Annotated in this window: 11 protein-coding genes; all 11 read right to left on the reverse strand. The window is 55.7% G+C overall.

The window, feature by feature from the left end; genetic code table 11:
- Nucleotides 1-29: 29 nt before the first annotated feature.
- Nucleotides 30-1,112 (reverse strand): alginate lyase family protein, encoded by a 1,083-nt coding sequence (locus D1Y85_RS02725; RefSeq protein WP_124149460.1) that lies wholly within the window; start codon nt 1,110-1,112, stop codon nt 30-32.
- A gap of 27 nt (nt 1,113-1,139) precedes the next feature.
- Nucleotides 1,140-1,769 carry an acyltransferase gene (locus D1Y85_RS02730; RefSeq protein ID WP_124149461.1) on the reverse strand — a complete coding sequence of 210 codons (630 nt, stop codon included), beginning with the start codon at nt 1,767-1,769 and terminating at the stop codon, nt 1,140-1,142.
- Between the two features lie 76 nt (nt 1,770-1,845).
- On the reverse strand, nt 1,846-2,949 hold the full coding sequence (glf, locus tag D1Y85_RS02735; RefSeq protein WP_124149462.1) for a UDP-galactopyranose mutase: 1,104 nt from the start codon (nt 2,947-2,949) through the stop codon (nt 1,846-1,848).
- Entirely contained in the window at nt 2,942-4,999 is a 2,058-nt protein-coding gene (locus D1Y85_RS02740) for a glycosyltransferase family 2 protein (protein WP_124149463.1), read from the reverse strand. The genes glf and D1Y85_RS02740 overlap by 8 nt, the downstream gene beginning before the upstream one ends.
- 27 nt (nt 5,000-5,026) lie before the next feature.
- The gene (locus D1Y85_RS02745; RefSeq protein ID WP_185218877.1) at nt 5,027-7,576 is read right to left on the reverse strand and encodes an FkbM family methyltransferase; all 2,550 of its coding nucleotides are present in this window, start codon (nt 7,574-7,576) and stop codon (nt 5,027-5,029) included.
- Entirely contained in the window at nt 7,566-8,840 is a 1,275-nt protein-coding gene (gene wecC / locus D1Y85_RS02750; RefSeq protein ID WP_124149465.1) for a UDP-N-acetyl-D-mannosamine dehydrogenase, read from the reverse strand. Before wecC ends, D1Y85_RS02745 begins: the two co-directional genes overlap by 11 nt.
- Before the next feature lie 188 nt (nt 8,841-9,028).
- Complete coding sequence (locus D1Y85_RS02755) at nt 9,029-10,294, reverse strand: KpsE/RkpR family capsule polysaccharide export protein (RefSeq protein ID WP_246024744.1); 1,266 nt, start codon at nt 10,292-10,294, stop codon at nt 9,029-9,031.
- Nucleotides 10,198-10,860: an ABC transporter ATP-binding protein gene (locus D1Y85_RS02760; protein WP_124149466.1), complete on the reverse strand. Its 663-nt coding sequence runs from the start codon at nt 10,858-10,860 to the stop codon at nt 10,198-10,200. Before D1Y85_RS02760 ends, D1Y85_RS02755 begins: the two co-directional genes overlap by 97 nt.
- Nucleotides 10,857-11,675, reverse strand: coding sequence for an ABC transporter permease (locus D1Y85_RS02765; protein WP_124149467.1), 819 nt, complete (start codon nt 11,673-11,675; stop codon nt 10,857-10,859). The genes D1Y85_RS02760 and D1Y85_RS02765 overlap by 4 nt, the downstream gene beginning before the upstream one ends.
- Nucleotides 11,676-11,677: 2 nt before the next feature.
- A complete protein-coding gene (locus D1Y85_RS02770) occupies nt 11,678-12,862 on the reverse strand; it encodes a polysaccharide biosynthesis/export family protein (RefSeq protein WP_124149468.1) in 1,185 nt (394 codons plus the stop codon).
- A 112-nt stretch (nt 12,863-12,974) separates the two neighbouring features.
- On the reverse strand, nt 12,975-14,315 hold the full coding sequence (locus D1Y85_RS02775) for an aminotransferase class I/II-fold pyridoxal phosphate-dependent enzyme (RefSeq protein WP_124149469.1): 1,341 nt from the start codon (nt 14,313-14,315) through the stop codon (nt 12,975-12,977).
- Between the last annotated feature and the right edge of the window lie 3 nt (nt 14,316-14,318).

Genomic DNA, 14,318 nt, shown 5'->3' on the forward strand with positions numbered 1-14,318 from the left:
GGAAAGCGCGTCGTTGAAGTCGATGGCCGTTAGTTCCCTCGCCTAACGGAATTCAGAACACTATTCCAGTCAACAAATTGCCTGTGCCGTACACCACACCAAACCTTGACGGCAATGTCCCTGACACCAGGATCAACGCAGCTCGCCTCTGAAAACATAGGACCGGACTCGCAACTACTCCAGATGTGCTCCGAATATTCTTTCTCTCCAGCCGCAGCGCGTACCTTGTCGAAACTGACCTTCGAGTGTGCGAATTCGACATGCGTTTTCTTTCCCAGCGCATAAGGTTCCACGAACTCAACCGCGCTACGCAATGAAACTCCCGACGGCGCCTGATAGTTGTACCAGTCGTGTCGACGCTGATGCGCAACACAAGCAAGCGTGACCAACGGCAACACACTGTATAGATGGTAGTGCATCGCATCCCGGAGTCCGAAATCCGTGCTTGCCCCGCCTGGTAGGAAGCTAAGACTCATTTGCCTTTTGAAGCCCTGCTCGACAGCCATCCATAGTTGTTCGTCGTCGGTCACCGTCGCGACCATCCCCACAATTTTCAGCCGATGACTCTGCCAGTTTTCCGTCCGGTGTCTCGGGTCATTCCACAGCATATTTGCCCTGTTCTCCAACCAGGCATCCACCAATGCCCGGTCTTGCGGCGTAAACCGCGGGCGCAGCACATCGTATGCGACGATGAGCGGCTCAAGTTTGGTTTCATTAATCGGATCGCCATCTGGTTTATTCACTCTGGCCCACGCGAGAATGAATTCGCTTCCTTTTTGCGCGAATCTATCGTCCTGACCCACAAGCCAAACCCATGCCAGTGCGTTAGCCTTTTGCATATCGTGCAGCGCTGTATCTGACTTTATCTTGTCAGGATCCGAATTGAGTTTTCCCTCGCCGACAAGCACCCGGACAGGGTCAGGATCATCGTTAAGCGCCGACGCTGCAATCTTGTATTGCTGCCTGTACAGGCCAGCAGCCTCGTCATTCTGCTTGATCAGTTCCCTTAATGTCGCAACCTGCCCGGCATCCAGACTTACCGGCCCAGCCCACGCGGGAGTCAGAAACAACTCGATCACACACAGCAAAAGAAAAATATTCCGTATCGTCATTCCGCCCCCCTCGTTACAAGCGCCAGATCACGCGTCTTGCTCGTAGTTGTCAATATAGGTTCTGCTCCAACCGCAGTTCCTCTTGACGATTTTCGCTGGCACGCCTGCCAGGATGACGTTTTCCTCGCGGAAATCACCGACGACCAGCGCGCGCGAACCCACAACACTGTTGTTTGCGATGACCGAACCCTTCATGACAACCGCATCGGCACCGATCCAGCAATTGTCACCAACAATAATCGGTCGTGATTTATTCAGGATCTCGCGGGAACTCAGATCGTAAATCACATGACCGTCAGTCGCACGGAAAGTGATATTCGAACTGAGCATGCATCCCCTGCCAATTTCCACGTATAGATCGCTTTCATTCACCATCGCAAACCGTGCACTCTCGATGGACACGCCCTCCTTAATCCACAGTTTCCTGTTTTTTCCCAATCCCGACATGTCGATTGTCGTGTTCCGCAGTCCTCGCGCGTGCGTCGGCTCGATGGTAATGCTGCCCCCCCCGCTCACGATAATTCTGCTATTTGTAAATAATGCGCCTTCGTGCACGACCACCTCCGCACCTCGCGCACGGAAGTCGATCGTCAGCCCTTCGATGGTCGGATTATCGATTATTGATCCACTGGCCGTTTTCAGTCTATAGATATTCATAGAAAATATATTTTCGGACACCGATCTGCCTAATCTGCGGAGTCTCAACCCCAGCAGTTTTGGCCACCATAATTCGTCAACCTATCGACTTATATTTTTTGAACGCCGAGTCGATAACCTGATGCATGTCGTAGTACTTGTACTCCGCCAATCTCCCACCAAATACCACCTTCTCTTCGTTTTCTGCAAGCTCGCGATATTTCGAATATCGATCAGCATTAGCCTTATCGCTTACAGGGTAGTACGGCACCTTTTCACTGGACCAGTTCGCAGGCGTTTCCTTTGTAAGAACTGTCCTCGTGCTTTTGTTTCCCGGCGTAAAGTGCTTATGCTCGATAATTCTGGTCCACGGCACGTCGGAATCGCCGTAGTTGACGACCGCATTACCTTGATAATTTTCGGTATCTTCTATCCAGGTATCGAAATCCAACGCCCGGTACTCTAGTTCACCGAATCGGTAATCGAAATAGTCGTCGATTTTTCCGGTGAAAATTACCGCCCTGGCCTTTTCGTCCCACGCCTTTCGGTTAGCCAGGTAATCAACGCCAAGCCGCACCTCAATGCCTTTCAGCATATTCTGAAACATGACGGTGTAACCATCCTCCGGGATGCCCTGGTACTTGTCGTTGAAGTAGTTGTTATCCCATGTCAGGCGCACCGGAAGACGTTTGATAATTGACGCCGGCAAATCCTTCGGGTCGCGTTTCCACTGCTTGGTGGTATAGCCCCGGATCAATTTTTCGTAGATATCCGTACCCACCTGCGAAAGCGCCTGCTCCTCCAGATTCTGCGGCTCACGGCCTTCCAGATCGAGTTTCTGGGACGTAATTTTCTCCAGCGCCTCCTGCGGAGTCTTGACTCCCCACATGTGATTGAACGTGTACATATTGAACGGAAGAGAGTAGATCTTTCCTTCCGAAATAGAAATCGGCTGATTCCTGAAATTATTGAACCGTGCAAAACGGTTTACGAATTTCCAGATCTCGTCGTCATTGCAATGAAATATATGCGGCCCATAGACATGAACCTGAATACCATCCCGGCCTTCGGTATAACAGTTCCCCGCGATATGATCACGCTTGTCGATAACGAGGCATTTTTTTCCATCGTCTGCAACCAGACGTGCGAACGTCGCACCGAACATACCGGCACCGACAATCAAATAATCGTACTCACACATTGTTCATCTCCTCTTCCTGTAGGCTAATCAGCAAATCCATTAACCGCGCCTTCCTGTTCTCGTATTGAGGCTGAAGATCTTCCGGCACTCGATCTTTAACCCATTTCACCAGATTGCTCGCGAACTCGCGCCAGACGTCGATCAGGTTCTCACCATTGCGATGCCTGATGATTCGATGGTGTGTGGATTCGAGCGCGTCGAACGCAACCAGTCGGCGGAAATCGGATACGTTGGTGATCTGTGGTCGCCGCTCGAACTTTCGGTGCGTGCATACGACGTCCTCACCGTAACCGATACGTCTAGCCGCCAACAGGCTCTCCCAGTGAAAGGCGATGTCGTTGTGAACAACAGTTGCCCCGAAGAATATATTGGCATCGTGCAACAGTTCTGACTTGATGATGCGATTCCACGGATAGTTGATCAGTGACGCAGCAAGCCGGCGTAGTTCGTTGTTATCCGTTGCACCGCGAAAACCGTCCCACACGGCCTTGTCTGCATCGAACATATCCCGGACCTTGCGCTTTTCGTGGAACTCGATTCTGTACTTCATAAAATACAGATCGTTATCGTGTGTCCTCGCATCGGTTACTGCCTTCGCGAGTTGCGTCCCGTCGATAATGTCGTCGGCGTCCAGAAAGAACGTATATGTGCCGGTGCACAGCGGAATGACGGCATTACGCGCTCGCCCCGCTCCCCTGTTCCTCTGCTGGAAGAAATGGAGATTATTATGCTGTCCTTCGAGTGCGCGACAAATTTCTGGCGTACGGTCTTCGGATCCGTCGTCAATAACGAGAACGTTCGTTTTTATACCCGGCACGTTCAACGCGCAATGGATTGTCTCCTCAACGAAATCCTCGCAGTTATAAGTCGGAATGACGATCGTCAGATCATGCTGCGGGTACCCTTCCGAAAATTCTTTGATCCGTTCGTCAAAATTGGCCCGGAGATTCACCGCAGGAAATTTCTTCCGATTTCGCTCAACGATCTGGGCGATTCGTTTTCCAATGATCGCCTTCACCTCGTCCCTTTCCTGACGACTTGAAATCCAACTGCTGCGATAGCAGTAGTCGTAAAATTCGTCGACGACACACTGGTCTGTTGGTAAATCGACGTGTTCGGCCAGGAAACACGCAACCGTGTTGATGTGGCTACACATCGCGGCGAGCTTGTAGTCGGCCGCCCCCATCGTCTGGCCCTCGCGTGCCATACGGTGATAGCTGATGATCTCGTCTATCTTGACAAGCTTGCCATGCGAGGCCAGCACGAACCAATGCAGAGGATTGTCTTCATAAAAATAATCCCCCTCCGGATAGGCAATCCGGTTACCTTCAAGAAAGCTACGCCGATACAACTTGCGCCATGGCACCGGCGAAATACGGAACGTTTCGGGACAACTTCTGGCCGTAAATACCTCATCGGCCGGCAATTTTTCGAATGCCTGCAAATCGTAGGATTCGGAATAGCAACGACTGTGCTCAACGAATGTCCGAAAGCCACCAATGATGATATCCGCCTGATGGCGTTCTGCCGCTGCCACCATTTTTTCAAACGCGAGTTCCGTAACCCAGTCATCGCTATCGACGAACCCAATATAGGTTCCGGTCGCGGCGCTAATCCCGATGTTGCTGGGAATGCCCGCGCCACCGAGTGTGTTGTGATTGAGGTGAATCACGCGAATGCGGCTATCCAGATCAGCATGCATTCTGATGATGTCCCTGCCGTTATCAGTAGACGCATCGTCCACGATGATCAATTCGAAGTTCGTGTAAGTCTGGTATCGAACGGATAAAATACACGCGTCGAGATATGGGCTGACATTGAAGACCGGCATGACGATCGATATTTTTGGACCGGCAAGTGTGCTCTCCGGGCTCGACGCCGACGTCCCTGTAACACCCTGAGCGCCAACCAGCAATTGCCTCTTTGCCCACGCGATATTGAATTCGGCGAATCTATATAGCGGATCGTTCTTTGGTATTTTTCTGTACTCTCGAATTGCCCCAGCAAAATCGCCGGAACGAATCATGTCGTTTCCCTGCTTGATACCCATTACACACCTTTCGCAAAAAACGTCGCCTTAGTTCGAAATCGCGCTCACGCGAGACCTTAGTTCCTGTAATTCCTGTATCAAGCTGAACGGATGAGCACGCGCAAATTTCTCGCTCATATATGCGACGTTTGCCCGGCGCAACACCGGCGAATCGCTCATCCACTCGCCCTTTTGGTCGTATATCCGCATCACCCGATAGCCGAAACCCTGGAGTAATTGATCAACTTCCGCGAAATAGGTCTGCTGGGTTCCCGTGCGATTGAATCCGACTTCGATATAAAGGATATCCACGCTCTGCGCCATCAGCAGATTGCGGGCACTCTTCAGCACGTCTATCTCCCTTCCCTCTACGTCGATCTTGAGAAGATTAATCTTGCCATCGGTAAAGATCGAAGACTGGCTGTCGAGACTTACGCACCGCGCAATAAAGGCGTCACTGGGCACTTCCGTAGTCCCCGAGTCGCCCGATAGAACCTTGGTCATGCTCCTTGCGGAAATGAACTGGCGAGTATCGCCGGACTCGCCCACCGCGAGGTTGTAAAGATGGACAACCGGACCGTCTCCTCCGGACACCTCTTTTGTCAACCGGGTGTAACTGGTGGGATTCGGCTCGAATAAGTGTGCCTCGTGAATACGGAATGTCTTCGCTGAACGCCTGATTTTAAGGAACACGTCGCCCACGTAGGCGCCGACGTCGACGTAAACTATCGCCCTTCCATTAAAGACGAGTTCGAGATCCATGATTAGATCGTCGATCTCCGCATCTCCATTACCGCTCTTTACCAAAGGACTCTGTAGCCGCTTGTTCTGCGATGATTTTGCCTGCTCTAGTTCCAGCTTCGCCTGCTTCACGCTTTCGAGTTCACGGCTCACGGCTTCTGCAGCGCGAGCTTGGGCGTCGCGCTTTTCTCGTTCCAGCTTTGCATTTCCCTGCTTCAACGCTTCGAGCTGGAGACTGCGTTCCCCAGCGAGCTTCGATTGCATTTCGTGCGCAACCGCAAGAGCCCGCTTTTCTTCTTCTATCCGCCCTATCGCTTGCCGCTGCGACTCTAACTCCCTGACTCGCTCCGCTGCCACCTCGGCTTGTACCGCGTGCTTGATCGCAAGCGCTTGTCTGTCCTGCTCCAGCTTGAAGTTCGATTGCTTCAATGCGTCGACCTGCCGACCGCGCTCCTCCGAAGTCCGCAATTCCGATTCGTGCTTTACCGACAACGCCAACCTCTCCCGCCCAAGCTGGACCTTCGTCCGCTCCAGCGTACCGATCAATCGATCTCGCTCTTCGATCAGTCGACCTTGCGCCTCATGACCGGCTGCCAGTGCGTCAAGCATCCGGCTACGTTCTTCGATTAGCCGGCATTGCGCTTCGTGTTTCGCGGCCAGATCCTTTCCTTCTTTTTCCAGCCTGACTCTCACATCCATCAGCGCACCGAACTCACGGACCCGCTCTTCGTGCAGCTGCGATTGCACCTCGTACTTCGCCGCGAGCTCCTGCTTTTCCGCCACGAATTCGTCGTTGACGTTCCGCAATCGTTCGCATTCGTCGGCCAGTCGCTCCAATTCTTCCTGCGCCTGATGAAGATTTTCCAGCAGCAACCGGTTCTCGCCGACAGTACGCACGGAAACCATTTCCGATTCCTGCAGCTTCAACTCAAGGCAGTCGCGCTCCAGTGCCAACACCAGCCTTTCGTCTTCCAACCGCGCCACGGCCTCCTTCAGAGCTGCAACATCCCGCTCCCGATCAGCAGAAAGCGTCGCTTGTGGGTCTCGCTCCTGAACCGGGTTATTCAGATGCTTGTCGCCCTCTGCACGACGTTCTGTGGACGCAACCAGGCGCTTCGCTTCCTTCTTTCGCGCGCGTTTCGCCTCGTTGCGTACCTGGCTCACCTGACGCGCCTCGGAATTGGAGAACGGTGTTTCAGCCGGCAGGATGTCAAGCATGGCCTCCGCCTCGACCACTTCACCTGATTCGTGAAGCCGGAATGCCAGCCATTTCAGCCGGTATCCCTTCGGATCCAGGTTGTAGGCGCGGCGTGCCGCTTCCGCTGCAGCCGCGCGATCGCTATTCATCAATTGGCGGGCCAACGCCGTGTAGGCATTCGCCAGCATCGATGGCAGGACGGAGAGACTGGCGATCGATTTCTCGATGGCATCGAAACCACCCGTGCTGTAAGTGGCGATAATTTTGCTGAAATCTTTTCCACCCAGCGCGTCAGGAGGAACCTGCCGCCTCGATTGCCGCCAGAACCCAGTCAACTTACCTAATACCGAAAAAATCGAACTCGGCGCGTCCGCGCATTCGATCAGGATATTCCCAAGCCTCGCGTTCAGCGCGCAATTGGATTCGAGTTCGTGGACATTTCTCTGCACAGCCACCGACGTACGCAGGCGCTGATTTTCTGCATGAAGCTCTACAAGTTCGTCGGGCGATCGATTATTCAGATTTGCCTGGCTTTCCCGGTAGCAATTCTCCAGCGCCTCCTGCACGCAATGAAGCTCGACCAGCAACTGCGCATTCTCATGCTGGAGTTTGTCGAAGCTGGATTCAGATAAACCCTTGTGGAACGCGTTACTGGCCATGCTTCCTCTCCCATACACCACGGGTATCGATAATTCGCCGACGACGGGTATGTGGCCGCGAAACGCTTTTGAACTGCGCGTGGTCAACCAGCAAGACCAGAATGTCCGCCTGATCGAGTGCAGCATCCAGATCCATCCGAACGACCCCTTTCTCGACGATACAATCCGGCAAGCGATCGAGATTCGGCTCGACCACGCACACTTTTCCGGCGTGGCGTTCCGCTATCGCCTGCGTGATGTGCAGCGCGGGACTTTCGCGTAAATCGTCGATATCCGCCTTGAAGGTGAGCCCGAAGCAGGCAATACAGATGTCGCTGGCCGTCATGCCGTCCATCTTCAGATCGTTGATCGCGTCATCAACCTTCTGAAGCACCCACTCCGGCTTCGCATCATTGACCGCGCGTGCCGCAGCGATCAGCTTCGCCGTCGCCGGTGCGCTGTTGACGATGAACCACGGATCGACGGCAATGCAATGTCCGCCGACTCCGCAGCCTGGTTTCAGGATGTCGACACGCGGATGCCGATTAGCAAGCCGGATCAATTCCCAGACATCGATACCTTGCTCATCGCAAATCATCGAAAGTTCGTTCGCGAATGCGATGTTGACGTCGCGGAAACTGTTTTCCGTCAGCTTGCACATTTCGGCCACGCGCACGTCCGTAATCACGCACTCGCCTTGCACGAACCATCGATAGAGCAACACCGCCGCTTCCGAGCATGCGGGCGTCATACCACCGATCACCCGATCGTTCGAGACCAGTTCGTGCACGACGCGTCCAGGCATAACGCGTTCTGGACAATAGGCAATACGGATGTCTGATGTGTCGCCGGCCTGTTGCGGAAACGTCAAATCGGGCCGAAGTTCCGCCAGCCAGTGTGCCAGCCGCTCGGTGGTGCCGACCGGTGACGTCGACTCCAGGATCACGAGATTGCCTGCTTTCAGGACTGGCGCAATCGATTTCACCGCAGTCTCAATTGATCTGACATCGGGCTTCAGTCCCTCGGTCAATGGTGTCGGTACCGCGATGATGAACGCGTCGGCCGGCTCGGGTTGCATCGCCGCCCGCAGATAACCTGCGCCGACTGCCGCCCGAACCAGGATATCCAGTTCAGGTTCGACAAAATGCATGTCCCCGCGATTGATCGTGTCAACGATAGATGGCGAAATATCGACCCCGATTACGCGCACTTTGCGAATCGCAAGCAGCGTCGCAGTGGGTAAGCCAATGTAGCCGAGGCCGATGATTGATACGGTATTCAACATGTGCTCACCAGAACATCCCGTAGATACACGACAGCTTTGCCATCGCGATGTACACGGCGGGATCGCCGCGCAGGCACACCGCCATCCGCGACGATTTTTGCCGAATCGATTCGGATTACCCTCACCATGCCGAAAGCACTTGCTTCCGTTCGGATTCCATCGACAGTCAGTGCATTCACGATTCGATCTCAATCCACGTGGTCGAGGATGATGCTTTCCAGCAACTTCACGATGCCAATGAAAGCAAGCGCGACAAGCACCGTTACAAACGCGTTGTAGAAACGCCTTGGCTCCAGCGGGTAAACCGGCATGGTCGGCGATTGCAGGATAGAGACCATCTTCAGCTTGCGAGCGGCATCCATACGTCCTTGTTCCAAAGACGCAAGCGCCGTCTTGTACAGGTCTTGTGCAAAATTCACCTGCATTTGGAGGCGCTGGAATTCCTCGACGGTGTAGTTAAGCGTTCTGTTTGCGGGCGAAGCCAGTTCGGCGCGTTTCTGTTCGATCTGCTGCTTCAGCGCATCGCGGTTCTTCCGGAGCATCACGACGGTGGGCTGGTCCGCGTTCAATCCCGGCGGCAGCGAAGCGAGCTGGGTATCGATATCGGTTTTTTGCGCTTCGAGTTTGTCGATGAGCGCATTGAGGCTATCCGCTGTCGACGCCGGCGCCGCCAGCCCCTTCCGGTTCTGGAAGTTGATCAGCGTTTGCGCGGTTTCGAGAAGATTGTCGTGCGCCAGCGTCACCTGCTTCGACAGAAAATCAACTTGCGACTGCGCAAGCCGATGACCGATCTCATTCATGTGCGCCTCGCCAAACTTGACCATCAGTTCGACGATTGCCTGCGCCGTCTTCGCGTCGTACGCCTGTACCTGAATACGCAATACGCCGCTGTAGTCGTCGTACTCAACGTCGACGCGGTTAAGCCAGTACTGATAGAACTGCTCCCCTGGCGCATTCCTGAACCACATCCGCGAGATTGGATCGTGGTGCCAGTTACTGTAATGCGAGCGCAGATCGAGTACCGCATTGAGCTTTTCGAGCATGTCCACTGAGAGCAGATATTCGCGCAACAGCAGTTGATCGGCACTACTGGCACCGCCCGCAGCGGCAAGCGCCGCCGGCACGACCACGCTGGGGCCGTTGACCTGGTCCGTTCTCTGGATGATCACCGTGGCCTGGGACACGTAGCGATCCGAAGCGACCAGCAGCCAGTATGGAATGGACAGTACGGCGTAAATGATCGCCAGTCGGATAAACAGCTTGAACACCCTGATCGTAAGCAGTGCTCTTTTGGCCTTTTCATAAGCCGCGACCCATTTTCCGGTCATGCGCCGGGTGTCGGTTACCAATGATTCGTTCATGAGAAAAGTTTGGTCTTGTATGCCGTCAGCGCTTCGTCGAGGTCGTCGAACCAGCGTGCCTGCCCGCCGTCGATCCAGATCGCCGACTCGCAAAATTGCTTTAGCGTGCCTTCGTCATGGGAAACCATGATCACGCTGGACTTACTCGCCATGCCCTTGAACGCATCGGCGGCTTTCTTTCTAAACCGTGCGTCGCCTGCGGCAGTCACCTCGTCGGAGATGTAGACGTCGAAATCGAATGCCAACGACAACGCGAATTGAAGTCGTGATCGCATTCCGGAGGAATAGGTTCGGACTGGTTCGTCGAAAGCGCCGCCCAGTTCTGCGAATTCCTGAATGAACGCGAGACGACCCTGAAGTTCGTCCTGGTGACCATGTACCCGGCAAACGAATTTCGCGTTCTGGCGTCCCGTCAATGTCCCTTCAAGACCCCCACCGCCCATCGGCCACGACACCCTGCAGCGGCGCTCGACCCGGCCTTTGGTCGGGAAATCGATGCCGCCGATAAGCCGCAGCAACGTGGACTTGCCCGCACCATTGTGTCCAACCAGGGCTACGCTGCGGCGGGACGGGATGGTCAAGGTAATACCCTGCAATACCCAATTCCCGGCGCCGTGGTCGGTCATGTAGCGCTTGTAAACGTTATCGATGACTATCACCGCATCACCAGCTTTCTGGAAAAGCGCTTGTACAGCGCAAGGCCGACCAGCATCAGCCCTAGCGCCCATGCATAGAGATAGGCCAGGCTTACGCCGTCGAGCGGGTGATAGGTCGGCAAAAATCCCTGCCTCATGAGTTCGATCCCATTCACCACCGGATTCGCAACAAAAAAATACTGGTACGGCGCGGGCACGTATAACGAAAGCGGAAGCAACGCTCCCGAGATGTAGTACAGCGGTAGATATAGCAATTTGAATATGTGGTCGAGTTCGGGCACGAAGTGCAATCCGACCGAAGTTATCATCCCAAGCCCCAAGCCGATCAGCCATAACCCCGCCATGCTCAGCATCACAAGCAGCGGGTCTCCGGGTAGCCAGACGGGGTTCAGCAAATCGGGGGTCGCCGCATGACCGGACGCGATCGCAAGGGCGACAATTATTATCGCGATCGGCACCATAAGGAACAGCTCGAGGACGGCTCTCACGATGGCGACATCGAATGGCTTGACTTGCCGATACGCGAAGAACGCCTTGTTGCAGTCGATCCCGTGCAGCACTTGCGTCCACGTCCGACGCCAAAGCAAGAAACCGATAAACCCGGCGATGATCCACATATTGATCGCCATTCCACCGACCTTATGAACGTGGAATGTCTCAAGTCCGAATGCGTGTATCGATATGTAGATAATCGGTTCGACCAGCAGCCACAGCCACGCAGCGCGTGCCTCGAACAGACGGTCGAGGGCCTCACGCAAAAACATGGCATTCCATACGGAAAATGTAATCGAAAATGGCGTGCGAACTCTTTCCGTCATGATCAGTTACTGAAATCGTTCGTAAAAGTCACAGCCGGATTCGCGACCAGCGCGATATACGAAAGGAATTTCCTGAATTCCGCCCCAGGCGAATTCGAGACATAAATCAGGTCATGATTCTCGATCGGAAAATTCTGCGTCACAAAAAACGCCGCCGGATCGCGCAAATCGATCTCATACACCACGGGCACGGTCCCATTCGCCGACGCAACGACCTTGCCGTCCTTGCTATCGACGAGCTTCGCATCCTCAAACCGGAACACGAACACCCCGCGAGCATCCGCACGGTTATCGCTAAGCCCGCCAGAACGCGCCAGCGCCTGCGCCAGTGAAATCCCCTGCGCCTCAAACGGAATCTCATCATTCTTGCCTGTCGCGCCAAGAATAGAAAAGGTATTCGGCTGATAAAGCGCCGTCACCACGTCGCCTGGTTTAAGCAGCACGTTTTGCTTCGGATCACGAATTACTGAATCGAGCGGCATGACGGCCGTGACATCGCCACGCGAAAGCTGCACCGCCATATGGCTGATCGTCTGCTTCACGCCGCCCGAGAACGCCAGCGCATCAAGCAGCCGCTCACCCTTCGGTGTTAGCGGCAACATCGAGCTGTTGTTTACCTCGCCTACAACCGTGACATTCGACGCATTGTTCTTCTTCACGGTAACGAGCACCTGAGGCTGATTCGCCTTGCCCTTCAGGTGGCGAACGATGCTCGCCTCGATCTCCTCGTTGGTGTGGCCGCTCACGTTGACGCGGCCCGCAAACGGAATCGAAATCGTGCCGTCGGACGCCACCATCTGCGTCGGCAGCGTGACGCCGACCGACGTGTTCTGCCCGACCGAGGGCAGCGATACGGGCACGGAAGACATGGTCCCAAACAGCATCGCGGGCGGCGCCTCCCAGATCGTCACCTCGATCACGTCGCCGGGGCCAATCACGTAATTGTTGTCCGCGTGGCTTGCGAAGGTGTTCGAGAACAGCCCGTGCCTCTTCGAGGCAGCCAGTTTGCGCGCCAACTCGTCGTTGACGTCCACCACTTTGATGCCTTCGATTCGCCCGGTTTCCGGCGCTTGCTCGATTCGCTCACGACTCGCGCCGGACGCGGGCAACCAGTCCGGAAAGGTCGCGCAACCCGAGAGCGCCGACACCACGGCGACGCAACCCAAAAAACAAAAATTCCTCTTCATCGATCGTCAGCCACTGAACGCACCGGACGACGATAGCGCCGCCGATGCTGCCGGAGTCACGCGCAAATCGCGCCGTTCACCGGGAAAAATCGAAAGACAGAACGTGCGTACATCAACTTACGCGCCGCCCCGCAAGTTGCGCCAACGCCCTCACCGCGCGAGTGATCTGCTCCGGCTCATGCGTCGAACAAATAAAAAACCGCAGCCGCGCCGCTTTTTCCTCGACGGCCGGATAAAAGATCGGCTGCACGTTGATCCCTTCGTCAAACAGCGAATTCGCCCACTGCGCGGCTTTCACCGAACTTCCGGTGATCACCGGCACGACGGCGAACCCCTCGCTCGTGCCAGTATCGAGACCGGCGGCACGCGCCTCGGTCAGGAACTGGCGTCCGCGCGCCTGCAACCGCGCGACACGCTCCGGTTCCGCAAGCATGCATTCCAGCGCGGCAAGCGACGCTTCGGCAAGCGACGGCGCAAGCCCAACGCTGTACGTGAAACCCGGCGCGAGATAGCGCAGCATGTCCACGAGCGGCTGGCAGCCGGCGATGAATCCGCCACAACCGGCCAGCGTTTTGCTCATCGTGCCCATCCAGAGGTCCACGCGAGCGGACTCGACGCCGCATTGTTCGCGGATGCCCTTGCCCGTCGCGCCAAGCACGCCAAGCGAATGCGCTTCGTCGACCATCAGAAACCCGCCGTGACGCTCCTTCACTTCGCAGAAACGCTGCAGGTCCGGAAAATCGCCGTCCATGCTGTACAGCCCTTCGATCGCGATCAGCACGTTCCGGTAGTCGCCGCGCACACGGGCAAGCAGTTCGTCGAGCGCCTGCCAGTCGTTATGCGCAAAGCTCAGCCGTTTCGCGCCGCTCAGTTGCGCACCCATCAGGATGCTGTTGTGCGCAAGCGAGTCGTGTACGACCAGGTCGCCCGGCCCGAACAGCGTGTCGATCACAGTCACGTTCGTCGCGTGACCGCTGACGAACGCGAGGCAATCATCGGTTTCGTACAGCGAAGCGAGCGCGTGTTCGAGTTCGCGATGCACCGGACGCTCACCGGCAACGATGCGGCTCGCCGAGGCCGACGTGCCGTAACGGTCGACAGCCGCTTTCGTCCGCGCCACGACCACCGGGTCGCCAGCGAACCCAAGGTAGCTGTAGTTCGCAAAATTCACGTATTCGCGGCCGTCGATTCGGGTCGTCGCACCCGCGATACCTTCGTGAACGCGAAAGAACGGCGACTCGACACGCAGCCGCGCGCCCATCTCGCGCATCAACCTGACTTGCTGATATTGCGGCATCGATTCGAAGCGTTCACGCGGCGACACAAGGTGCGCGGTCTGCGCAGCGCGCGGATCGGGCGCACCGGGTGCCGCGGCCGCCGCGGTCGCCCGCTCCAGTTGCCGCTTCAACGCTTTGGCCGCCAACTGCTGGCGCAGGTTTTCTCCAATTCCCATCCG

The organism is Paraburkholderia dinghuensis (assembly GCF_003837865.1).
GTDB lineage: Bacteria > Pseudomonadota > Gammaproteobacteria > Burkholderiales > Burkholderiaceae > Paraburkholderia > Paraburkholderia dinghuensis.

Coding starts and splice junctions, on each gene's coding strand:
- D1Y85_RS02725 (WP_124149460.1), bottom strand. CDS start 1,112: ATGACGATACGGAATATTTTTCTTTTGCTGTGTGTGATCGAGTTGTTT.
- D1Y85_RS02765 (WP_124149467.1), bottom strand. CDS start 11,675: ATGACGGAAAGAGTTCGCACGCCATTTTCGATTACATTTTCCGTATGG.
- D1Y85_RS02770 (WP_124149468.1), bottom strand. CDS start 12,862: ATGAAGAGGAATTTTTGTTTTTTGGGTTGCGTCGCCGTGGTGTCGGCG.
- glf (WP_124149462.1), bottom strand. CDS start 2,949: ATGTGTGAGTACGATTATTTGATTGTCGGTGCCGGTATGTTCGGTGCG.
- D1Y85_RS02775 (WP_124149469.1), bottom strand. CDS start 14,315: ATGGGAATTGGAGAAAACCTGCGCCAGCAGTTGGCGGCCAAAGCGTTG.
- D1Y85_RS02740 (WP_124149463.1), bottom strand. CDS start 4,999: ATGGGTATCAAGCAGGGAAACGACATGATTCGTTCCGGCGATTTTGCT.
- D1Y85_RS02730 (WP_124149461.1), bottom strand. CDS start 1,769: ATGAATATCTATAGACTGAAAACGGCCAGTGGATCAATAATCGATAAT.
- D1Y85_RS02745 (WP_185218877.1), bottom strand. CDS start 7,576: ATGGCCAGTAACGCGTTCCACAAGGGTTTATCTGAATCCAGCTTCGAC.
- wecC (WP_124149465.1), bottom strand. CDS start 8,840: ATGTTGAATACCGTATCAATCATCGGCCTCGGCTACATTGGCTTACCC.